This is a genomic window from Sulfurihydrogenibium subterraneum DSM 15120 (assembly GCF_000619805.1).
Taxonomy (GTDB): domain Bacteria; phylum Aquificota; class Aquificia; order Aquificales; family Hydrogenothermaceae; genus Sulfurihydrogenibium; species Sulfurihydrogenibium subterraneum.
The window spans coordinates 12,381-33,034 of record NZ_JHUV01000017.1; the positions used below are offsets into that span (position 1 = coordinate 12,381).

At 30.8% G+C, this 20,654-nt stretch carries 25 protein-coding genes; 12 read left to right on the forward strand and 13 right to left on the reverse strand.

What is annotated here, in order from left to right:
- The first annotated feature begins 2 nt into the window (after nucleotides 1-2).
- The 4 genes from Q385_RS0108320 to cobA are packed head-to-tail and all read left to right on the forward strand — an operon-like array spanning nucleotide 3 to nucleotide 3,431.
- The gene (locus Q385_RS0108320) at nucleotides 3-482 is read left to right on the forward strand and encodes a V4R domain-containing protein (protein ID WP_028951222.1); all 480 of its coding nucleotides are present in this window, start codon (nucleotides 3-5) and stop codon (nucleotides 480-482) included.
- Entirely contained in the window at nucleotides 475-1,602 is a 1,128-nt protein-coding gene (locus tag Q385_RS0108325; protein WP_028951223.1) for a radical SAM/SPASM domain-containing protein, read from the forward strand. Before Q385_RS0108320 ends, Q385_RS0108325 begins: the two co-directional genes overlap by 8 nt.
- Nucleotides 1,599-2,666, forward strand: a complete 1,068-nt coding sequence (locus Q385_RS0108330; RefSeq protein ID WP_028951224.1) for a cytochrome D1 domain-containing protein — start codon at nucleotides 1,599-1,601, stop codon at nucleotides 2,664-2,666. The genes Q385_RS0108325 and Q385_RS0108330 overlap by 4 nt, the downstream gene beginning before the upstream one ends.
- A 3-nt stretch (nucleotides 2,667-2,669) precedes the next feature.
- On the forward strand, nucleotides 2,670-3,431 hold the full coding sequence (gene cobA, locus Q385_RS0108335; protein WP_028951225.1) for a uroporphyrinogen-III C-methyltransferase: 762 nt from the start codon (nucleotides 2,670-2,672) through the stop codon (nucleotides 3,429-3,431).
- Here cobA and Q385_RS0108340 read toward each other — a convergent pair.
- From Q385_RS0108340 to ahbB, 4 genes are all read right to left on the reverse strand, one after another.
- Complete coding sequence (locus tag Q385_RS0108340; RefSeq protein WP_037919909.1) at nucleotides 3,403-4,092, reverse strand: anaerobic ribonucleoside-triphosphate reductase activating protein; 690 nt, start codon at nucleotides 4,090-4,092, stop codon at nucleotides 3,403-3,405. The two genes, cobA and Q385_RS0108340, sit on opposite strands and share 29 nt — an antisense overlap.
- A gap of 4 nt (nucleotides 4,093-4,096) precedes the next feature.
- Nucleotides 4,097-4,261 (reverse strand): anaerobic ribonucleoside-triphosphate reductase, encoded by a 165-nt coding sequence (nrdD, locus tag Q385_RS09350; protein ID WP_156925213.1) that lies wholly within the window; start codon nucleotides 4,259-4,261, stop codon nucleotides 4,097-4,099.
- A complete protein-coding gene (locus tag Q385_RS0108350) occupies nucleotides 4,254-6,365 on the reverse strand; it encodes a ribonucleoside triphosphate reductase (protein ID WP_028951227.1) in 2,112 nt (703 codons plus the stop codon). Before Q385_RS0108350 ends, nrdD begins: the two co-directional genes overlap by 8 nt.
- A 71-nt stretch (nucleotides 6,366-6,436) precedes the next feature.
- Entirely contained in the window at nucleotides 6,437-7,438 is a 1,002-nt protein-coding gene (ahbB, locus tag Q385_RS0108355) for a siroheme decarboxylase subunit beta (RefSeq protein ID WP_028951228.1), read from the reverse strand.
- Between the two features lie 113 nt (nucleotides 7,439-7,551).
- On the opposite strand from ahbB, the gene Q385_RS0108360 reads away from it, so the two are divergent.
- Nucleotides 7,552-8,121 (forward strand): precorrin-2 dehydrogenase/sirohydrochlorin ferrochelatase family protein, encoded by a 570-nt coding sequence (locus Q385_RS0108360; protein ID WP_028951229.1) that lies wholly within the window; start codon nucleotides 7,552-7,554, stop codon nucleotides 8,119-8,121.
- A 68-nt stretch (nucleotides 8,122-8,189) separates the two neighbouring features.
- Entirely contained in the window at nucleotides 8,190-8,858 is a 669-nt protein-coding gene (locus tag Q385_RS0108365; RefSeq protein ID WP_051524443.1) for a Crp/Fnr family transcriptional regulator, read from the forward strand.
- Here the strand turns inward: Q385_RS0108365 and Q385_RS0108370 are convergent.
- From Q385_RS0108370 to Q385_RS0108380, 3 genes are read right to left on the reverse strand one after another with little or no spacing between them, the layout of a single operon-like run.
- Nucleotides 8,851-9,150 carry a metal-sulfur cluster assembly factor gene (locus tag Q385_RS0108370; RefSeq protein ID WP_028951231.1) on the reverse strand — a complete coding sequence of 100 codons (300 nt, stop codon included), beginning with the start codon at nucleotides 9,148-9,150 and terminating at the stop codon, nucleotides 8,851-8,853. The two genes, Q385_RS0108365 and Q385_RS0108370, sit on opposite strands and share 8 nt — an antisense overlap.
- 17 nt (nucleotides 9,151-9,167) lie before the next feature.
- Complete coding sequence (locus tag Q385_RS0108375) at nucleotides 9,168-10,403, reverse strand: hypothetical protein (protein WP_028951232.1); 1,236 nt, start codon at nucleotides 10,401-10,403, stop codon at nucleotides 9,168-9,170.
- Nucleotides 10,404-10,405: 2 nt separating this feature from the next.
- Nucleotides 10,406-10,687 (reverse strand): hypothetical protein, encoded by a 282-nt coding sequence (locus Q385_RS0108380; RefSeq protein ID WP_028951233.1) that lies wholly within the window; start codon nucleotides 10,685-10,687, stop codon nucleotides 10,406-10,408.
- A gap of 182 nt (nucleotides 10,688-10,869) precedes the next feature.
- Between Q385_RS0108380 and Q385_RS0108385 the strand changes: the two genes are divergently transcribed.
- From Q385_RS0108385 to Q385_RS0108405, 6 genes are all read left to right on the forward strand, one after another.
- On the forward strand, nucleotides 10,870-11,301 hold the full coding sequence (locus Q385_RS0108385) for a hypothetical protein (protein WP_245596382.1): 432 nt from the start codon (nucleotides 10,870-10,872) through the stop codon (nucleotides 11,299-11,301).
- Between the two features lie 9 nt (nucleotides 11,302-11,310).
- A complete protein-coding gene (locus tag Q385_RS0108390) occupies nucleotides 11,311-11,538 on the forward strand; it encodes a DUF2249 domain-containing protein (RefSeq protein WP_028951235.1) in 228 nt (75 codons plus the stop codon).
- A gap of 64 nt (nucleotides 11,539-11,602) precedes the next feature.
- The gene (locus Q385_RS09555) at nucleotides 11,603-11,731 is read left to right on the forward strand and encodes a hypothetical protein (protein ID WP_281169363.1); all 129 of its coding nucleotides are present in this window, start codon (nucleotides 11,603-11,605) and stop codon (nucleotides 11,729-11,731) included.
- 7 nt (nucleotides 11,732-11,738) lie between these two features.
- Nucleotides 11,739-12,146, forward strand: a complete 408-nt coding sequence (locus tag Q385_RS0108395) for a hypothetical protein (protein WP_028951236.1) — start codon at nucleotides 11,739-11,741, stop codon at nucleotides 12,144-12,146.
- Nucleotides 12,147-12,168: 22 nt separating this feature from the next.
- On the forward strand, nucleotides 12,169-14,391 hold the full coding sequence (locus tag Q385_RS0108400) for a nitric-oxide reductase large subunit (protein ID WP_028951237.1): 2,223 nt from the start codon (nucleotides 12,169-12,171) through the stop codon (nucleotides 14,389-14,391).
- A gap of 102 nt (nucleotides 14,392-14,493) precedes the next feature.
- Complete coding sequence (locus Q385_RS0108405) at nucleotides 14,494-15,345, forward strand: complex I NDUFA9 subunit family protein (RefSeq protein WP_028951238.1); 852 nt, start codon at nucleotides 14,494-14,496, stop codon at nucleotides 15,343-15,345.
- Here Q385_RS0108405 and murI read toward each other — a convergent pair.
- From murI to Q385_RS0108435, 6 genes are all read right to left on the reverse strand, one after another.
- Complete coding sequence (murI, locus tag Q385_RS0108410; protein ID WP_028951239.1) at nucleotides 15,342-16,124, reverse strand: glutamate racemase; 783 nt, start codon at nucleotides 16,122-16,124, stop codon at nucleotides 15,342-15,344. The two genes, Q385_RS0108405 and murI, sit on opposite strands and share 4 nt — an antisense overlap.
- A complete protein-coding gene (rsfS, locus tag Q385_RS0108415; protein ID WP_028951240.1) occupies nucleotides 16,124-16,483 on the reverse strand; it encodes a ribosome silencing factor in 360 nt (119 codons plus the stop codon). The genes murI and rsfS overlap by 1 nt, the downstream gene beginning before the upstream one ends.
- 8 nt (nucleotides 16,484-16,491) lie before the next feature.
- Nucleotides 16,492-17,418 carry an outer membrane protein assembly factor BamD gene (locus Q385_RS0108420; RefSeq protein WP_028951241.1) on the reverse strand — a complete coding sequence of 309 codons (927 nt, stop codon included), beginning with the start codon at nucleotides 17,416-17,418 and terminating at the stop codon, nucleotides 16,492-16,494.
- Nucleotides 17,415-18,827 (reverse strand): Rne/Rng family ribonuclease, encoded by a 1,413-nt coding sequence (locus Q385_RS0108425; RefSeq protein WP_028951242.1) that lies wholly within the window; start codon nucleotides 18,825-18,827, stop codon nucleotides 17,415-17,417. The genes Q385_RS0108420 and Q385_RS0108425 overlap by 4 nt, the downstream gene beginning before the upstream one ends.
- Before the next feature lie 95 nt (nucleotides 18,828-18,922).
- On the reverse strand, nucleotides 18,923-19,696 hold the full coding sequence (locus tag Q385_RS09080; RefSeq protein WP_051524442.1) for an ABC transporter ATP-binding protein: 774 nt from the start codon (nucleotides 19,694-19,696) through the stop codon (nucleotides 18,923-18,925).
- Nucleotides 19,693-20,583 (reverse strand): DsbC family protein, encoded by an 891-nt coding sequence (locus Q385_RS0108435; RefSeq protein ID WP_028951243.1) that lies wholly within the window; start codon nucleotides 20,581-20,583, stop codon nucleotides 19,693-19,695. The genes Q385_RS09080 and Q385_RS0108435 overlap by 4 nt, the downstream gene beginning before the upstream one ends.
- Nucleotides 20,584-20,654 lie beyond the last annotated feature (71 nt).

Below are 20,654 nucleotides of genomic sequence, written 5' to 3' on the forward strand. Positions count from 1 at the left end.
TTGTGTTAAATGAAATATCACAAATAAAAAGACCTATTTTAGGTGAAGAAATTCCTATAGTCATATTCAGAGCTTTTAGACATTTTAGTGCAAACTATACAAACGATTTAATAGGAGAAAGGGGTGCTAACATAATCTTTCAAAATGCGGGTAGAGATTTAGGAAAGGAAGTAAGCTTATTGATAAAAGATGAAAAGTTAGATAAATATTTGGAGAATGTTCAAAAGTTCGTTAGAGATGCTAAGATTGGAATCATTATTCCTGTTGAAGTTAGTCATAACCACATTATTCTTCAACTTGATGAGTGTATTACTTGTGCAGGTATGCCAAATATAGGTAAAAGAATATGCCATTTTGAAGTAGGATTTGCTGCAGGTCTTGTTGAGTCTTTCATGGGTAAAAAAGTTAAGGCTTTTGAATCAAAATGTGGAGCAAATGGCGAAGGAATTTGCGAGGTTACCTTGGAGTTAAATAATGTTTAGATTATCTAATATTATAAAATCAACTTTTGAAGAAGAAAAAGTAAAGACATTAGATGGAGCGATAGCCATATGGAACTTTACAAATAGATGTAATTTATCTTGTTTACATTGCTATTCAAAAGCAACGGTTGACAGTAGAGATGCTCTCTCTACCGATGAAATCGTAAAAACTTTAGATTCTATGGTTAAAGCCGGAATAAAATTTATAATCTTTTCTGGAGGAGAGCCTTTACTTAGAAAAGACATTTTTGATATAGCCCAGGAGTGTAAAAAAAGAGGAATTTTTACTTATTTGTCAACTAACGGATTATACATAGATGACAAAAATTTAGATAACGTGGTAAACAACTTTAATTACGTAGGAGTAAGTATAGATGGTGAGCCAGATATACACGATAAATTTAGAGGAATGAAAGGTTCTTATCAAAAGAGTTTTGAAGCTGTGTTAAAGTTGATGGGAAAAACAGAGAAAGTTGGTATAAGATTTACACTTACAAAAGAAACAGTTAAAAGTTTGAAATTTATTTTTAATTTAGTAGAAAAATACAGAATTCCGAAACTTTATATCTCTCACCTTGTTTACTCTGGAAGAGGTTTAGAAAATCAGAGTATGGATCTATCTAAGAAAGAAAGGAGAAGGATAGTAAACTTTATTTTAGACAAAGCATTTTTTTACTATAAGTCAAAAAGAAAAACGGAAATAGTAACAGGAAATATGGAACAGGATGCGGTTATGCTTCTTCAAAGATTTATTAAAAATTATCCTGATCTAGTTGAAAAACTTTACGAAAAGTTAGTAAGATGGGGTGGGAACTCTGCTGGCGTTAAGCTTGTAAATATAGATAGTTTTGGAAACGTAAAACCAGATCCTTTCTTTCCTTTTTCTTTAGGAAATATTAAAGAAAGAGATTTTTATGATATATGGAACGATAAAAACAACCCAATACTTAACTTTTTAAGAAGTAAACCAAGACCTATAGAAGGAAGATGTAAAAAATGTGTGTTTTTAAACATATGTAATGGAGGCTCAAGATCAAGAGCATTTTCAGTTTACGGAGATTTATCTGCAGAAGACCCTTCTTGCTATCTTTCAGATAAAGAAATAAGGAGTTTTTTATGAGAAAGTTATTTTTATTTATTTTACTAATACCTTTCATAACTTTTGCAAAAGAGAAGTACTTTGTAATAGAAAGAGAAACTTCTTCTGTTGCTACTGTTGAAAATCATAAATTTAAATCAAGACTTGAAAATCTTCATAATTTAAACCATGCAGTTATAAAATTTTATGAGAAAGATGGGTATTTAATAACAAGAGATGGATATTTAATAAAGTTTGATCCTATTAATGAAAAAATTTTAAAAGAGATAAAAGTAGGAGAAAGCTCTATAGGGATTGTTATAGAAGAAGATTATGTAGCAGTAGCTAACTACTCTAACAAATCTGTAATAATTTTAGACAGAGATCTTAATATAAAGCAAACTATTGAAACTGGCTCAAGAAATGTAGGGATAAAAAGTTATAAAGATTATTTAGTATTTTCTTTAATGGATAAAGACCAAATATGGGTTCTTAAAAAGAGTAAAGAAAAATTTGAACGTTTTAAAACCTTTGAAAATGTTGGAGAGGTTCCTTTTGATGCAATGCAAAAAGACAACCTTTACATTGTAGGATTTTTTAACTCACCATTTATAGGTGTTTTAGATCTTCACAATTTTAATTATAAACAGATTAAGCTCTTTAATGAAAACAGTGAGCCTGTGTTAAAAGTTCCTCACTTTGGAACATGGAGTATCTATAAAGATAAAATCATTATTCCAGCTGTAGGAGATAAAAAGGTGTATGTTTTTGATGAAAACTTTAAACCTATTAAAACCATAAAAACAGTTGGTTTACCTGTTTTTACATCTATAAGTCCAGATGGACGTTTTATGGCTGTAACTTTTAGCGGAAAAGAGTTCCCTTATCTTCAGATTGTAGATATGTCAAATTTTGAGATAGTTAAAGTTAAAACATTAAATTTTGATGGAAAAGTTTTACATGTAAGATGGTCTAAAGAAGAGCCTTTACTTTACGTATCTGTAAACGATTCTAACAAAGTTGTTGGAATTAGTATTGATAAATGGAAAGAATCGTTTTCTGTAGAAGTAATCAAACCATCTGGAATATTTATTTATGAGGAGTGAGCCATGGGAAAAGTTTACATTGTAGGAGCAGGTCCAGGGGATGTTGAACTTTTAACCTTAAAAGCCCTAAAGATAATTCAAAATGCAGATGTTATACTCTATGACAGACTAGTCAACGAGGAGATTTTAAACTTTGCAAAAAAAGATGCACAACTTGTATACGTTGGCAAAGAAGATGGAAAACACACAATTCCACAAGAAGAGATAAATAGATTACTGTATAAGTACGCACTTACTTATGACACAGTTTTAAGGTTAAAAGGGGGAGATCCTTTTGTTTTTGGTAGAGGCAGTGAAGAAGCTTTATATCTTTCTGAAAGAAATATAGAATATGAAATTGTACCTGGAATCACCTCTGCTATTGCAGTTTTAGCTTATGCTGGAATTCCTGTAACCCATAGAGGAATATCTTCTTCCTTTAGAGTAGTAACTGGGCATGAAGCTCCTGATAAAGAAAATTCTTCAATAGACTGGGAAAGTATGAAAGCAGATGAAACTTTGATATTTTTAATGGGACTTCATAACATTGAAAAAATAATGAAAAAACTTATTGAAATAGGTAAAGATTCTAAAACACCTGTTGCCGTTATTCAATCAGGAACAACTTTAAATCAAAGAGTTGTAGTAGGAACTATTGAAAATATTGTTGAACTTTCAAAAGATTTACAACCTCCTTCTATTATTGTTGTTGGAGAAGTTGTAAAACTTAGAGAAAAAATTGCATGGTTTGAGAAAGTTATACATTATCAAAATTTCGGAATTTGATATTGATAAGGTCTTTTTTAATTTTCGTAATATCAAAATTTTTAGAAGGTTTCCCTAAATTTCCTATGTTTGGTGTGTGGATATAATTTTGTATGTAATATACTTTACGAAACCCTCTGTTATATAAATCTAAAATTATTTCATTTACATCTTCTTCAGTTATCAAATCAGAATGAACTGTTGTTCTAACTTCAAAATTAATATTAGAATTTATCAAAATTTCTAGAGTTTTTCCAAATCTATCAAATGTATTAGTTTTGGTAATTTCTTTGAATTTATACTCTGGTGCTTTGTAATCCAAAGCTACATAATCAATAATTTTCTCTTCTAATAAAATTTGCACCACATCAGGATTTGTTCCATTTGTATCAAGTTTTATTTTAAACCCTAAATTTTTTACTTTTTTTGCAAAATTTTCTAAATTTTTATAGAAAGTTGGTTCTCCTCCACAGAATACAACTCCATCGAGGAGACCAACCCTTTTCTTTAAAAAATCTAAAACTTGTTCTTCTGTTATTCTATCCTCTTTTGAGAAAACTATATCTGGATTATAACAGTAATCACATCTAAAATTACAACCTGTAAACCAAACAATAGCACTCACATTATCAGGATAATCCAGCAATGTAAATGGTGTTAAATCGTAAATAAAACAAGGCATTTTCTTAAACTTTAAAATATACCCTCTCTTTAAATTCTCCCTTTTTACCTTTGTTAAAACTTTCTATAGGTCTGTAGTATCCAACAACTCTTGTATATTGTAGTGTCTTTGTTCTTTTACCTTCTAACATTTGTAAAATCTCTTCTTTTGTTTTTGCTGTTTTAACCATTGCTATCTACCTCCTGTAAATATTTATTAATTAATTCTTCATCACATTTAGGACAGTATTCATAATTTTTATCTAATCTACCGTGAATTGGACATACTGTTATTAAAGGAGTTAGTGTTATGTACGGGAGTCTGTAATTGGTTAATATTTTTTTAAGTAAATTTCTACAAATTTCTGGGTTTTGTATATGCTCTTTTAAGTATACATGTAAAACTGTTCCTCCTGTATATTTACACTGTAAGTCATCTTGTAGAGATAAAACTTCAAAAGGGTCATCAGTGTAATTCGCAGGAACTTGAGAACTATTTGTGTAGTAAATATTTTCTCCTTCTCCAGCTGTAATAATATCAGGAAATCTTTTTTTATCTTCTTTTGCAAATCTATAAGTTGCTCCTTCTGCTGGAGTTGCTTCAAGATTATAAAGGTTGCCTGTTTCTTCTTGGAACTTTACAATTTTACTTCTAATATAATCTAAAACTTCTCCTGCAAATTTAATTCCTTCTGGTGTTGTAATATCGTATTCATCGTTTGTAAAATTTCTTATCATTTCATTCATACCATTAACACCTATTGTCGAGAAGTGATTTTTAAAAGAAGGTAAGTATCTTTTAGTATATGGATATAAACCTCTATCGTACATATCTTGAACAAACTTTCTTTTTCTTTCTAACGTATCCTTTGCAATTTCTAACAGTCTATCTAATTCTTTGTAAAAACCTTCTTTGTTACCTTTAAACCTGTATCCAAGTCTTGCCATATTTAGAGTTACAACTCCTATAGAACCTGTCATTTCAGCACTTCCAAAAAGCCCATTACCTCTTTTTAAAAGTTCTCTTAAATCAAGTTGTAATCTACAACACATACTTCTAACCATATATGGTTGGAATGCATCTGGATTTCTCACTCTATTTCCATTTTCATCAATTGTATACTGACTACCTATAAAATTTTGGAAATAAGCGGTTCCTAATTTTGCCGTATTTTCAAAAAGTATATCTGTATTTTCTCCATACCAGTCAAAATCTTCGGTAATGTTGACTGTTGGGATTGGAAATGTAAAGGGTTGTCCTGTTTTGTCACCTTCTGTCATTATTTCAAAAAAAGCTCTATTTATCATATTCATCTCTTTTTGGAAATGTTTAAATCTTAAATCTGTAAGGGTTTTAATATTTTTATCTCGTTTTTTGCCTTCTTCTAAAAGTTGTTCATCATGTATACCTTCAAAAAGGTGTCTATCGTTAACAGTAGGCCATTGGTCTTTTAAATCTTCTGGTACAGTCCAATCTATCGTTATATTTGTAAATGGAGATTGACCCCACCTTGATGGAACGTTTAAATTGTAAACAAAACTTATTATGGCTTTTTTTACTTCTTTGTAAGACAATTTATCTTTAAAAACGTATGGTGCTAAATAAGTATCAAATGAACTAAATGATTGTGCCCCTGCCCATTCTGATTGTAAAACACCTAAGAAATTTGCCATCTGACCAAGTGCTTCCCTAAAATGTTTAGGAGGTTTGCTTTCAACCCTACCTCTAACACCACCAAATCCTTCATTTAAAAGTTGTCTTAAACTCCAACCTGCACAATACCCAGATAAATTATCTAAATCGTGAATGTGAATATCTCCGTTCCTATGTGCATATCCTGCCTCTTTGCTATAGACTTTGTCTAACCAATAGTTAGCTATAACTTTTCCTGCAAGATTGTTAACTAAACCAGCATGAGAATAGCCCATATTAGAATTTGCATTTACTCTCCAATCTTTGTTAAAGATATACTCTTCAACTGCTTGAGTTGTGTCAATATAAGTTGTATCATCGTTAAGACCAAGAACATGTTCCCTTTGAAGTTTTCTTGTATGTCTGTATAACATAAACGATCTCATAACTTCAAAATAACCAGCTCTAAATAACTCTTTTTCTATCAAGTCTTGTATCTCTTCAACAGCCCATACATCTTTTTGTTCTAACGTTTTGATAACTGCATTATAAATATTTTCATCATATTTTTGATTAACACTTTCAAAAGCCTTGGTTATTGCATCTTTAATTTTATAAGGCATAAATTCTTGAATAGAACCATCTCTTTTTATTATTAACATTGTCTCCTCCTATATATAGTATAGTTTCTTATAAATATACCCTATATATAGGAAGGATGCATTGATTTTTGTCAAAGATTTTTAGAAAAATTTTCTTCCCATTCATTAAAAGATTTACTAAAGTACTCTATCCTGGATTTTTTAAATTCCCTTGTAGAATATAAAGGTTTAAAGTCTTTTATATTGAATTTCTTTGATATTTCTATTATTACTTGATTTACTTCATCTTCTGATTTCCCATGAATCATAGAAAATAAGTTGTAATGCCAGTTTTGATACCTTGGTCTTATGTAACAATGGGAAACAGACTTATACTGTGATAGTTCTTCACCTACCCCATTTACAACTTCATCTGGCACGTTCCATACAACCATTGCATTTGCTGTAAATCCTGCTTTCCTGTGATTTAGGATTGTTGCAAACCTTCTTATGTATCCGGCTTCTAATAAGTTATTTATCTCTTCAAAAAATGTATCATAATCTATATTTAATGTTTCTACTATTTCCTTAAAAGGTTCTTTTACTGGCATTATGTCTTTTTGAAGATAATACATTATATCCTTATGTAATTGAGTTAGATTTATATCTTTATACTCTCTTCTTTTAATATTCTCCTTTTCAACACTACTTGCTGTTGTATCTAAAACAACTCCTATTTTAAACATCTTTATTGTAGGAAGGATTATGCACTGTTCAGCATTTGTTACATTAGCAAGAATTTCTATCGTTTTTTCAATTCCGAGTTTGGAATCTTCAGGTACAGCCAAAGTAAACCATAGATTAAAAATTTCGTGATTTCTTTCATAATTATGACTGACACCCGGATGTGTGTTTATAATCTCTGCAGCTTTTTCTATATCTTTTACACTAAAAGCAACCAGTGTAGATTTGTATCCAACTTTTTTTGTTTCTAATATTGCAGATGTCTGTCTTATTATTTTCTCTTCTTTTAAGTTTTTATATAAATTCAAAATTTCTTCTTCAGTTGAATTTAACCTTTTTGCAATATCTTCAAAAGGTCTTTTTTCAAGAGGAAAAGAAGATTGTATTATTTTTAAAAATTCGTCCTTCATAACACTACCTCACTTTTTATAATCATTATTTTATATATTCTTTCTGAAAATCATTGATTAAAGTCAAAACATGCTTTTAAAAATCTATTGTAAAATAATACAGAGGTGATAAAATGAATCCATTTCCGATAATCCTAAATATACGAGATAAAAAGTTCTTAGTAATAGGTGGAGGTAAAGTTGCTACAGAAAAAATTAAGAGGTTATTAAGTTTTACAAAAAATATTACGATTTTATCTCCAGATTTAACTTCGGAACTTAATGAAATAGTTGATAAAGAACATTTAACTTATATTTCACAAAAGTATACTCCTGAGCTTATATCAGATTACGATATTATTATTATTGCTGTAAATGATATTGAACTTCAGAAAGAAATATATAAAGACGCAAAAAAAAGTAAAAAGTTATGTAATACTGTAGACGTTGTAGAATACTCTGATTTTATTTTTCCTTCAATTGTTAAAAAAGGTGATTTAATAGTATCTTTTTCTACATCGGGATCTTCTCCTGCTATTGCTAAATACCTGAGACAATTTTTTGAAAGGATAATTCCTGATGAGATAGAAGACTTTTTGAAAGAGATGAAAGAGCTGAGAGAGAAAATTCCAAAAGGAAAAGAAAGACAAGAAATTTTAGATAAAAAAGCCAGAGAATTTATTGAAAAACATTTTAATTTATGACTTAAATCATAAGAATATTTTGATTTATATCATATACTTTTATTAAAAAATTGAGAGAGTATATGGGAATGACAATAGAAGATTTAAAAAACGTCTATCTATTCAAACACTTATCAGATGAAACTTTAAAAGAATTGGCATCAATATCCACTATTAGAGAGTATGAACCAGGGCAGGTTCTCTTTTTTGAAGGAGAAAAAGCAGAGAATCTTTACATTTTATTAGAAGGAAAATTGAAAGTTTATAAAACTACATTCAAAGGAATAGAAATATTCATAAATCAGTTTGGTCCTGTTTCTATGATTGGAGAGCTTGCAAATTTTGAAAAGATCCCTTATCCAGCTACTGCGGAATTTATGACAGAAGGAAAAGCTTTGGCTATCAATTTTAAAGTTTTTGAAGAAAAATTTTTAAAAAATCCTGATATACTTCTATCTATACTTAAATCTTTGTCAAATAAAATCAGGATGCTAAATAACTTTATAGACTCAACTGTTGTATTGAGTGCTGAGGCAAGAGTAGCAAAACTTATACTTGAAAGTCCTGAGATATTTGAAATTTTGAAACATAATCAAATAGCATCTTTCCTAAATATAACTCCTGAAACATTGTCAAGAGTCCTTTCTAAATTAAAAGATAAAAAAATCATATCTATCGAAGGTAAAAAAATCCAAATAAAAGATAGAGAAAAACTAAGAAGATTGTCAAAAGATGAACCGTTAATCTTTGTTAAATAACACCCAGAGCCTTTTTCACATTCTCAGAAGCTCTATCTATAGTCCAGGGTGGATTCCAGACTAAATTTATTTCAACATCTTTTACCCATGGTAGCTTTTTCACCTCACTTTCTACCCAACTTAAAATTGTTCCAGATAAAGGACATGAAGGTGTTGAAAGAGTCATATCTATATTAACGTTTCCCTCGTTTTCTTTAATATCATAAATAAGCCCTAAATCAACGATGTTAAATCCTATTTCAGGGTCAATAACTTTTTTTAAAGCATTTAAAACTTCATCTTTTCTTTCCATTGTTAGCCTCCTAAATTTTATTCCTTTATTCTATAAGAAATGATGTAAATAAAATTGTAAAGAAAAAGAATACTACCTACAAAAAGTAAAAATGTTCCTAAAGAAATTACCAAATCTTGCTTTAAAATGATTCCTAAGGATATAACTACTAAAGAAAATGAATGAACAATCAAATGGATGGTCGGTAAATTTTTAGGAAGCATCTGGCTTAAAGTAGGAACAGGAACTTTACCCACAAAAGAAGAAAATCTATGAAACCATGTTAAAAAGGGAACAATTTTGTAAAGGCTTGAATAAACTAACAATTCTAAAAAACCTAGAAATAAAATTACTGCAAAAAGCTGTATTGAATGAAAAAGTCCAAGAAATCCCATTGGAATGAATAAAAAAGATAAAAACATTCCATTTAGAGCAAAATCACTTTTCTTTTTTGGCTTATGTTTGTAAATCTCGTAAACTTGAATAAGGTAAATAAGAATAGAAATAGTTATAACTATAAAAAACAATGCTGAAAAAAAAGGAGAGAAAATCTTAGATATAGAAAATCCAAAAACACCTGATGTTAAAAGAAAATAACTCACTTTTGAGTAAATGTAATTAAAGTTATGAGATACAGAAAACATGGGAAGTAAAACTAAACCAACACCAAAAATAATACTGAACACAAATCCAAAAACAACCATTACTGCATGAATAAACAAAAGCTTATTTATATCTAAACCTATACCAAAACTGAAGTTGAGAGCAATTAAAAGACCAAAGAAAGTTCCAAATATCAGAAAAACTGTTCCTGTTATTATAAAAATTGATGTTATATCAAATTTTTCAATATTCTTTAAACTCATAAAAAAATTAAATGCAAAAATGAGAAAAGAAGAGAATAAAATCCCCGCAAAGAAAGATAAAAATAAAAATAAAGAATGAAAAAACATAGAAGTAATGAATGATAGTGAACCTATTACATATAAATAAGCCTGTAAATAGCCGAGTTTAAAGGAAAAAACGGGAATTTCTAAAGCTACAGGAATAAGTTGGTATAAAGCTCCAAATATAACCATCATAATAAAACCAAGTAGATATAAATGAGTTAACGCCCCGTTTTCTAAAATAGAAAAATCTAAAAGAATATTTTTTTTGTTGATAAAAAGAAATATTGGAAAAAGAAGTTGCAACAAAGATGCTGGCACAAAGTAATGTAAAATCAGGCTGAATGGTGGAGCAAACTTTGTTGCTAAACTTCCAACTACTCTCATAATTACCCTTTTAAAGTGAACTCTATTTTATACTTTCCTTCATAATCTGAAATGTTTATATTGTATTTGTTTTCAACTTTTTCAAGAAGTCCCATAGGTTTTTTATGATTTATCATAATTACTTTTTTACTAGGGCTATCCAATAACTTTAAAACAGCCATAGCATTAACCATTGGTTCAGGTGGTCCAAGCATAGAAGTATCAAATTCAAAAACTGTGTAACCATTCTCTTCGTAGGTATAAACTGGAACAGTTGCACCTTCTACTTTAATTTCATGTTTCATCTTAGCACCTCCAATTTTTGATTAAAATTAAAATTTAATAAAACTTTTTTAAATTCTCATTGATTTGAGTCAAATTAAATTTAAGATAAAAATGTCTTAAATTTTATGATAAACATCATTTTAATTATGAATTTAAGACCTTATTATCTTAAATAAATTAAAACTGAATAGGAGGTTCTTATATGAAGAAGCTTTTGGTTTTAACGTTGATTCCGATATCTTTGGTATTGGCTAATGAAAGAACTCCTCAAGAACAAGAAAAAGATATGACCTTTAAACAGGTAATGCAACTTGTAAATTCTGCTGCTATAAAAATACTTCAAGGATTTTTATTTAACAATGATGAAATGATAAAACAAGGAGCAACCGAGATAAATGCACATCCCTTACCAAAAGGAGGTGTATTAAGATACATAAGAACGGAAAAGAGAGAAGAATTTGCTAAGATGATGCCCTCTTTTGAAAAGGCCGTTCATGGTTCGGCTGAAGATATTGTTAAATATATCGAGGCAGGTGATAAAACAAAAGCTTATGAAAGCTATACATTTATGATTCAAGGATGTATGAAATGTCATTCCCTATTTAGAAACTATTTAGAAGGAAAAAAAGAATAGGAGGTTATTATGGAAGAAAAAGTTTTGGATGTAAGAAAAATTATACCTTTTGAAAGACATGAACTTATTTTTAAAACATTTGAAGAGTTAAAACCAAACGAGTCCTTTATTCTTATTAATGATCATGACCCAAAACCACTTTACTACCAGTTTAAATATGAACAAGAGGGTAAGTTTCAATGGGAGTACTTACAACAGGGACCTGATTTATGGAAAGTTAAAATAACAAAAACTTAAATTGATTTAAATCAATGAAAAAGTTAGTAGATCTTTACTATCCTAAATAAAAAGGATTTTAAAAATGAATGGATTAAAGAAAGCTGTGATTATTGTAGTATTGGCGGGAATACCTATAGTTTTAACAGTTATTTTACTGATAGGTCCATGTATTATTTCAATTATAACTCTCTTACTGAAAAACTTGATGTGAGGTTTATATGGATATTGTTGGATTGATCTGGAAAATTTCATATATGGCTCATATGATAACAAATTCAGCCTTTTTTGGTTCTTCTATTTTGATGCTTCTTGCTTGTGAATACACATGTGAAAGTAAAGTTTTGTCCATATATAAAAAATTCTCATCTGTTTTTTTGATTGTTTCTTTTCTATCTGGCATAGGACTTCTATCTATACTCAGTATTGGTGGTATGGATGACTTAACAACAAATAATGTTGGAATAAGCATACTTTTAATGATCAGCGGTTTTTCTATTTTGGTATTTATTTTCATATTTTTCCTTTTATATAAAGGAGATAGTTTAAAAATTAAGAAAGTTCTAATACGGGTTATGGTTTTGATTTATTTTTTAGTTTATCTAAGTAGAGTTTATTTAGTTCATTAAAATTCTAATAGGAGGTTTTGTCATGGCTGAAGAAAGGTCTTACAAGAAGTGGTTCGTGACATTTCTGATAGGCCTGATTGTTGCTGTTTTACTTTTTACAGGCTTTACTGTCTATCAGATTAAAAACGTTCCACCTATTCCACAGGAGGTGAAAGGGGCTACTGGAACGCTTTACACTTATGATGATGTAGTTCAGGGAAAAGCTTACTTTCAAAAGTACGTTCTTATGGATCAAGGATCTATCCTCGGCAATGGAGGATACATAGGGCCTGATTACACTGCAATGATGTTGGACAAAAAAATAAGACATTTGGAGGAAATTTACTCACAAAAAATGTTATCAAAATCTTTTGATTCCTTAAATCCAGCTGAAAAAGCTTATGTTGATGGACTTGTTAAAAAAGATATGAGAGAAGTATCTGTATTAAAGCCAGATACAACCCAGATTACTCCTGAGCATGAACAAGCTTTTTTAAAAGCAAAACAAGAATTAGTTGAATTTCTAACAAAAGGAAATCCTAATTACTCTTTAATTGGAGGAATTATCAAACCGGAAGAAGCAGAAAAGATTGCTGCATTCGTTGATTGGTCTGCCTTGGTTGCTGCATCACCCAGACCTGGTAGTAACCTAACATACACAAACAACTGGCCGCCAGAACCAAGAATTGGATTAACTGCTTCTTTCTCGTCATTAGCATGGTCATTAGTTGCAGTAATGGCTATATGGACATTAACAATAGTGGTTTTATGGGCATTTTATGATTACTTTATGAAATTTAACGGGGATAAACCGGAGCCTTCCTTAACTATAACATCTTTAACACCTATGCAACAAAAAGTTTTAAAGTTTGTCCCGTTAGTTCCACTGTTCTTTTTCTTACAGGTGGTTATGGGAGGATATTTAGCGCACCTATACGCAGATCCTGCTCACAGCTGGATAATTCCACAATCATTATTACCTTTTAACGCAGCAAGATCTTTCCATTTAAACTTAGCAGTTCTTTGGATTGCTATTGGTTGGTTAGCTGGTGGGTTATTTATAGCACCGTTAGTTACAAAAGGAAAAGACTTTAAATTCCCGATAGCTGTAGATATACTTTGGATTGCACTTGTTATTGTCGGACTTGGAGGATTGGCGGGATTATGGTTAGGAGCTTTAGGAAAACTCCCAGATAATCTTTGGTTTTGGCTTGGTAATGAAGGAAGAGAGTATATTGAATTAGGTAGGTTATGGGATATTGGAATAGTAGTTGGACTTGTCCTATGGTTTTCGATAGTATTCTTTACAATAAGAAAAGCTGAAAAGATTACTCCACCACTTCAGATGATTATATGGTCTTCTTTTGCGATAGCTGTTTTATATCTTGCTGGTATGGCACCCCTAACAAAAATAATGCCAAACTTTACTGTTGATGATTACTTTAGATGGTGGGTCGTTCATCTTTGGGTTGAAAATACTTTTGAACTTTTTGCAGCTGGAACTATGGCATTTTTAACTGTTGCTTTAGGTCTTGTCAGTGTTAGATTTGCAACAATTATGATGTTCTTTGAAGCATTCTTAATAGTTGCTACAGGTACCATTGGAACGGGACACCATTATTTCTGGATGGGAGAAAATGAGATGTGGATTGCTTGGGGTGGTGTACTTTCATCTCTTGAGCCTTTACCACTTGTTATACTGATGGTTGAAGCATACAAAGAGTACGCTCATGTATCTCATAAAGATTTTCCATTTAGAATGGCATTTATCTGGCTTGCTGGTTCTGCTTTTTTAAACTGGTTAGGAGCAGGATTTTATGGAATGATAGTAAATTTACCTATAGTTAACTATTATGAACACGGAACCTACTTTGGAATGGCACATGGACACGTTGCATTGCTTGGTGCGTTTGGCTATGTAGCAATAGCATTCTTATATTTTATTGTTAGGGCAAATGCTTTAGCAAAAGGTCTTCACTGGGATGAAAAGCTTTCAAACCTTGCCTTTGGATTAACAACAGCTGGAATATTCTTCTATGCAATTCCTACAATGGTTATTGGAACTAAACAATTTCAATGGGCATACGAAATAGGATATTGGGCTGCGAGAACAAGAGAAGTATTAGAAGGTTTAGGATTTTGGATGTGGATTAGAATAGTACCAGATGCGATGATATTAATAGGAAGTGCTTTAATTTTAGTGGATATTATTTATAAGCTTTACCTCTCTCAAAAAGAATCTGTATCATATAAGACATCTCCATAATCCAAACTTTGAGGGAAGGTTTTACCTTCCCTCTTTATCATAAAGTTTAAAACGTAATAACTCTTATTGCAAAATTCAAATTCCTCGCTCATATTTAACACTATGAAAGTTTTAATCTATGGTTCCACTGGCTTTGTAGGAAGGTATGTTGTAAAGCAGATGATTAATAAAGTAGAGCTATATTTAGCTGTGAGGAATGAAAGTAAAGTAAAGAGCATTTTTGGAGATTACATAAAAGCTATAAAATTAACCGATAAAATCGAAAATCCTATTTTTGAAGTTAATCCAGACGTTGTCATAAACCTTATAGGTATTCTAAAAGAAAGTAAAGATAACACCTTTGAATATACCCACTATGAAATACCAAAAAGACTTATAGATGCTTCAAAAAGTGTTAATCTTAAAAAGTTTATTCAAATGTCAGCCTTAGGAGCTGATATAAACTCAAAAAGTAGATATCAAAAAACTAAAGCGATGGCAGAGCAGTATTTAATATCCAGTGGTCTTGATTACGTTATATTTAGGCCTTCAATAATATTTGGGAAAGAGCAGAAACTGTTTGAAGATTTTAAAAAGTACAGTAAAATAGCACCTTTTTTCTTAGCACCTTGCGACGCAAAAGTTCAGCCTGTTAACGTTTACGATGTAGCAGAATGTTTTGAAAAAGCCACCACAACAGATGTAAAAAATGAGATTTTTGAGCTTTGTGGTAATAAAGTAGTAAACTATAAAGAGCTATTTGAGTTTGCATTAAAATACCTAAACATAAAAAGACCTGTTATACCTGTTCCAAAGAAAGCATTTTTATTTATGATACCTGCATTTTCTTTAATGCCTGACCCTATAATGACACTTGACCAGTATTATATGCTACAGGAAGATAACGTTTGCAGTGGAAATTATAAAGGAGTAAAAGACTTACTTGGAAGTGTAAGAGATGCTTTTGTTTTTTAAAGGGAGCATAAATCAGACAGCTCTATCTTTTCTGTCCTTACATCTCCTATTAGGATTTTTTTAAAATTATTAAAGGCGTGGGATTCGTCTGTAATGAATATTTTTCTAACTCCGTTTCCTTTAAAATTTAAATTTAAACTTTTTATATGGTCAACTATCGCTATAGATGAGTCAACTATGTTTAGATGAGGATATAGAGATTTGATTGTATTTTTCAAAAGGGGATAGTGGGTACAACCAAGTATAAGAGTATCTATACCTTTTTCTACCAACTCTTGCAAGTATTCTTTTACCGTTAGCTTTGCTATTTCGTTATCAGTCCAGCCTTCTTCTACCAGTGGCACAAACAAAGGACAAGGTTTTTGATAGATTTCTAACGAGTTGTCTAAATTTTTCAGCTCATTTACATAAGATTGACTTTTTACAGTTGCAACTGTACCTATCACTCCAACTTTTTTGTTTTTTGTGTACCTTATAGCAGTTTCAGCTCCAGGTTTTACAACGCCTATTATAGGAATAGGTAGGATTTTTTTTAAAGTTTCCAGAGCATAGGAAGAAGCTGTATTACAGGCTATTATCAAAAGGTCTACATTAAAGTTATGGTAAAGGTATGTAGCACACTCAATAGAATATCTTATTATTGTTTCTTTTGATTTGTTTCCATAAGGAACTCTTGCAGTATCTCCTAAATAGTAAATATCTGCACTTGGAAAATTTTCTGCAACTTCTTTAAATACTGTTAATCCACCTATTCCTGAATCAAATATTCCAATGGACATTAACTTTCCTTAACTGTTGAGTTAATTTCTACTCTTGGAGCGTCAGACCATAGCCACTCAAGTTTGTAGTAATCTCTTATCTCTGGCAAAAATATGTTTACCATAATATCTCCATAATCTATGGCTATCCATCTTCCTTCGTTATAACCTTCTAAATGTTGTGGGATTACACCATACTCTTTTAAACCTGCAATTATGTTATCACATATAGCCCTTGTATGAACTGGCACACTTCCAGATAGAATAACCATGTAATCTGCAATAGGAGACACTTTTCCTATTTCTAAAGCTACTATATCCTCTCCTTTTTTCTCTTCTGCTTTTTCTACAATCTTTTTTAAAATATCCAACGCTTCCATCTCACCTCTTAAAATTGAAGTTTTTTTAATAAATTTTGCAATTTACTTTCATTTTCAAGATTTTTCATTTGCTGTTTGTAAGGAGACTCTGGAAAAGCTTTATCAAATGATGCTATCATCTCTTTTGCTTTCTCTTTTGAGTTGTTTATTCTCTCTATGAGATTGTTAAGATGCTGTTCTAAAAGCTTTTTTCTGTTTATTAAAACGTTTTTTGCCTCTAAGTCTTTCTCTTGGTCTATCTTTTTCTCTAACTCTTTTATCTGTTGTTTGTAGTTTTCAATTTCATGGGTGTACTGATATTGGGAGTTTATTAAGTTGTAAGCGAGCTTGTATATTACGTAGTCTTTTTGTATGTAATCTTTGTACTTACTGTATGCTTCTTGATAGTAAACTGCAGCTGAGTAGGGTTTGCCATACTTTTCATAGGTCTCTGCTATGTATAATGTATGCTTTGCCTTTATTTCGTTTACTTTCTTTATTATTTCTTTCGCAGCTGCTACATATTTGCTGTCTGGATAACTGTCTATTATCTCTTGTGCTTTTTCTTCTGCTTTGTTTACGTATGTTAAGTCCCTTTTGTAATCAGGGGATACAAACATATAGGACATTGCAAGTTTGTATAGAGCTTCTGGGATTTTAGGTGAAGTTGGGAAAAGGGCAATAAACTCTTCAAACTCAACTATAGCATCTACATACTCCTCTCTGTTGTAATAAGAGTCTGCCAAAGCAAATCTTGCTTCCATAAGCTGTGCAGGTGTAAGACCTTCCGACTTGAATATTGCGTTTTTTAACTCTTCTTTTGCTTTTTTGTAATCTCCTTTTTGATATAGAGTTAAACCTTTTGATAACTTTTCTTGACCTATGTAAACTTCTGTTTTGCTACCGCAAGAAAACATAAAAGCCGATAAAATGCCTAAAAAAACAATTTTTTTCATAATACTTTTTCAACCTCAAACTTATCTATGTGCATTTTATTATTATACTCTATTTCTACAAACTCCTTAAGGTTTAGACTTTCTAAAAGTTGATTTACTCCGTTTGATAGCTTTGGGTTTATCATAAGTTTTAATTTAACAAATGGTTTGGCTTTAAGCAACGTTTTTTCAAGTTCAAAAAGTAATATATCTTCAGACCTTAAATATCCTTTTCCGTAGCATGTTTGGCAAGACTGAGAAAGTTGTTTTACTATACTTTCTTCTAACTTTTTTCTTGAAAGTTCTACTAAACCAAGCTGGGTTAATCCTTTTATTTTTACAGGTCTTTTGTCTTTTCTAAATTCTTCTTTTAGTAATTCAAGAAGTTTTTCTTTATGGTCTTTCTCTGTCATATCTATAAAGTCTATTATTATTATTCCTGCTAAATCTCTAAGTCTTATTTGCCTTACTATCTCTTTTACAGCTTCTGTGTTTATTTTAAATGCTGTTTCTTCAAGGTTTTTTTGCTTATGACAGCTTCCACTGTTTACATCTATAACAACCAACGCTTCTGTCTCTTGTATTACAAGGTAAGCTCCGCTTTTTAGGTATGCGTAAGGTGAAAGTATTTTATTTATTAGTTTATCTATACCGTATGCAAAGTATAGAGATTCTTTTCTTTTTCTGTATGGTGTGATTTTTATGGTATTGTTTGGGAAGTTGTTGTTTAAAAACTCTTTTATCTGTTTTAGAAGTTTTATGTCGTCAGATATTATCTCTGAAAAGTTTGCTGCATAGTCTCTTAAGATGGTAAAAGCTTTAAATGGTTCTTCGTAAATAAGTGCTGGCGCTTTCTTTTTTTCTGCATCTTTTTGAATGTTGCTCCATAACTCTTTTAAAAACTCAAAATCTTCTAATATCTCTTCATCTGTAGAATTTATTGCAGAAGTTCTTATTATTATTCCATAATTATCAGGGTTGTAGTCTTTTATGAGATTACTTATACGATTTTTTAAGGAATCTCTTATTTCTTGGTCTTCGTATTTTGAAGATATTGAAATTTTTCCTTTATTTTGTGGGAGTAAAACTAAAAACTTTCCTGGCAGGGAAAGTTTACAGGATAGTTTTGCTCCTTTTGTACTTACAGGAGACCTTTTTACCTGAACGAGGATTACAGAGCCTTTTTTTAGATTTTTACACTCTTCTTCACATACGTCTTTACTGGGTAAAAAAGCCTCTTTGTCTTCTCCTATGTCTACAAAGTAGGCTTCCATTGCTGAGCTGTAAGATAAAACTTTTCCTTTATATATGTTGCCTGTTTGTTTTGATATCTCTATATCTTCAATTTTAAGTTCAACAGGAACGTTATCTTCTAATATAAGGTAAAAAATTTTTTTTGTTCCTGTTGTAATGATAAGCTTTCTATCCAAGTGTTTTACTCCGTAAGCAATAATAACAAAAACGTTTATAATTTTAGCATAAATACACATGATTTAGGTGAGGTAGTTTTTATTAAAAGGTGAGTTTACAAATAAACTCTCGATGATAGGAGTTTTTTGGTGTATTCTGATTTTGGGTTGTCAAATATCTGGTAAACATCACCCTCTTCCATAATCTCTCCTTTATACATTACAACAACTCTATCAGCTATCTGGGCGACTACTCCAAGGTCATGGGTTATAGACAGTATTCCAATGTTGTATGTTTGTTTTAAATCTTGAAAAAGGGATAAAATGCTAGCTGCTGTTGTGACGTCTAAAGCTGTTGTTGGTTCATCTGCTAATATGTATTTAGGTTTGTTTACTACAGCTGTAGCTATTACGACTCTTTGTTTAAGACCTCCAGATAATTCGTGAGGGTATTGGTAAAATCGTCTTTCTGGGTCTGGAATTTTTACAGCTTCCATAGTTTTTAAAACTAAATCTTTTGCTTCTTTATAAGACATGTCTTTGTGTGCCAACACTGTTTCTAATATCTGTTCTCCTACTGGAAGTAGTGGATTTAAAACTGCTGATGGCTCTTGAAAAACCATTGATACAACACTACCTCTTAATCTTCTAATTTCCTCTTTTGATAGGTCTTTTATGTTTTTGCCGTCTATAATTATATTTCCTTCAACCTTTGTATAAGAAGGAAGAAGACCCATTATGGCATTACAGCTTACACTTTTTCCAGAACCTGACTCTCCAACGATTGATAGAATCTCACCTTGATTTAGATGAAAGGAGACTCCTTTCAGAGCCTCCACTGTTTGATTGTCAAGAGTAAACTTTACTTTTAGATTTTCAACTTTTATCACTTTAAAGCGTCTATAAGTTTGTTTAAAGTTTCTGCTGGTATTGCACCTGATACTGCGATACCTTTATTTGGAAAAACTATCGTAGGTGTTCCGTTTATTCCTACTGATTGAGCGTACTGAAGATTTTTATCTATTGTTCCTTTAGCTGATTGACAAGATTTATCTATAGAAGATAATCCTGCTTCATCTCCCTTTGCTACACTTTCAAAAGATCTGTTAAGTATATTTTGTTTTGCGTTGTTATCTTTTTGACACTCTATGTTTTCTGATATACCTCTTGCGTGCTTATGGAATGGTAGAGGATACAGCACCATTTCAAATTTCACATCTTTTCTGTTTTTTAAAACTTTTTCTATCTCTTGATGTAATTTTGCACAGAAAGGACATTGTGGGTCTGTAAATACGTAAACTATATTATTACCACTACCGTAGGTAATGTTAGATTTAGGTAAATTTTTTGTGTCAACAAAGTTTATAAGGTCTATAAGTCCTTCCTTTTTTAGCATTTCTACTTTATCTTTACCTAAAATTTTTGCCAATTTAGCTTCTTTTTCAGAGTTTACTTGAGATTGGAGTTGTTGAAATCTTTCTCTTGTAAGACTTACTTTTTTGTTTACGTCTATAATTTCACCATTTACTAAGTATTTAAGATTGCAATCAACGTAAATAGGCACTTTTTTGTTGCCTGTTTCTATTACAACTTCGTAAAGTCCAGATATAGGTGAGTCAGAAACACTTACGACTTTTGCATTTCCTAAAATTCCAGATAATGCTTTTTGTACTTGAGCAGTACTTACTTTACTACTTCCACCTCCAAGACAACTTTCTGCTGCAAAAACAGTTGTTCCTGCGGTCATTAGTCCAACTAAAAACATCTTTAACTTCATCAATTCTCTCCTTAAGATTAGATTTTTTATATATTATATCCTTGTTTCTAATTTTGTGTGTAAATCTTTTG

Excerpts from the sequence above, each read along its gene's own strand:
- nrdD (WP_156925213.1), bottom strand. The coding sequence starts at position 4,261 with ATGGTTAAAACAGCAAAAACAAAAGAAGAGATTTTACAAATGTTAGAA.
- Q385_RS0108375 (WP_028951232.1), bottom strand. The coding sequence starts at position 10,403 with ATGAGAGTAGTTGGAAGTTTAGCAACAAAGTTTGCTCCACCATTCAGC.
- ahbB (WP_028951228.1), bottom strand. The coding sequence starts at position 7,438 with ATGAAGGACGAATTTTTAAAAATAATACAATCTTCTTTTCCTCTTGAA.
- rsfS (WP_028951240.1), bottom strand. The coding sequence starts at position 16,483 with ATGGAAGCGTTGGATATTTTAAAAAAGATTGTAGAAAAAGCAGAAGAG.
- Q385_RS0108340 (WP_037919909.1), bottom strand. The coding sequence starts at position 4,092 with ATGCCTTGTTTTATTTACGATTTAACACCATTTACATTGCTGGATTAT.
- Q385_RS0108405 (WP_028951238.1), top strand. The coding sequence starts at position 14,494 with ATGAAAGTTTTAATCTATGGTTCCACTGGCTTTGTAGGAAGGTATGTT.
- Q385_RS0108385 (WP_245596382.1), top strand. The coding sequence starts at position 10,870 with ATGAAGAAGCTTTTGGTTTTAACGTTGATTCCGATATCTTTGGTATTG.
- Q385_RS09555 (WP_281169363.1), top strand. The coding sequence starts at position 11,603 with ATGAATGGATTAAAGAAAGCTGTGATTATTGTAGTATTGGCGGGAATA.
- Q385_RS0108330 (WP_028951224.1), top strand. The coding sequence starts at position 1,599 with ATGAGAAAGTTATTTTTATTTATTTTACTAATACCTTTCATAACTTTT.
- murI (WP_028951239.1), bottom strand. The coding sequence starts at position 16,124 with ATGTCCATTGGAATATTTGATTCAGGAATAGGTGGATTAACAGTATTT.
- Q385_RS0108365 (WP_051524443.1), top strand. The coding sequence starts at position 8,190 with ATGACAATAGAAGATTTAAAAAACGTCTATCTATTCAAACACTTATCA.
- Q385_RS0108325 (WP_028951223.1), top strand. The coding sequence starts at position 475 with ATGTTTAGATTATCTAATATTATAAAATCAACTTTTGAAGAAGAAAAA.
- Q385_RS0108360 (WP_028951229.1), top strand. The coding sequence starts at position 7,552 with ATGAATCCATTTCCGATAATCCTAAATATACGAGATAAAAAGTTCTTA.
- Q385_RS0108380 (WP_028951233.1), bottom strand. The coding sequence starts at position 10,687 with ATGAAACATGAAATTAAAGTAGAAGGTGCAACTGTTCCAGTTTATACC.
- cobA (WP_028951225.1), top strand. The coding sequence starts at position 2,670 with ATGGGAAAAGTTTACATTGTAGGAGCAGGTCCAGGGGATGTTGAACTT.
- Q385_RS0108390 (WP_028951235.1), top strand. The coding sequence starts at position 11,311 with ATGGAAGAAAAAGTTTTGGATGTAAGAAAAATTATACCTTTTGAAAGA.
- Q385_RS0108370 (WP_028951231.1), bottom strand. The coding sequence starts at position 9,150 with ATGGAAAGAAAAGATGAAGTTTTAAATGCTTTAAAAAAAGTTATTGAC.
- Q385_RS0108400 (WP_028951237.1), top strand. The coding sequence starts at position 12,169 with ATGGCTGAAGAAAGGTCTTACAAGAAGTGGTTCGTGACATTTCTGATA.
- Q385_RS0108350 (WP_028951227.1), bottom strand. The coding sequence starts at position 6,365 with ATGTTAATAATAAAAAGAGATGGTTCTATTCAAGAATTTATGCCTTAT.
- Q385_RS0108435 (WP_028951243.1), bottom strand. The coding sequence starts at position 20,583 with ATGAAGTTAAAGATGTTTTTAGTTGGACTAATGACCGCAGGAACAACT.
- Q385_RS0108420 (WP_028951241.1), bottom strand. The coding sequence starts at position 17,418 with ATGAAAAAAATTGTTTTTTTAGGCATTTTATCGGCTTTTATGTTTTCT.
- Q385_RS0108395 (WP_028951236.1), top strand. The coding sequence starts at position 11,739 with ATGGATATTGTTGGATTGATCTGGAAAATTTCATATATGGCTCATATG.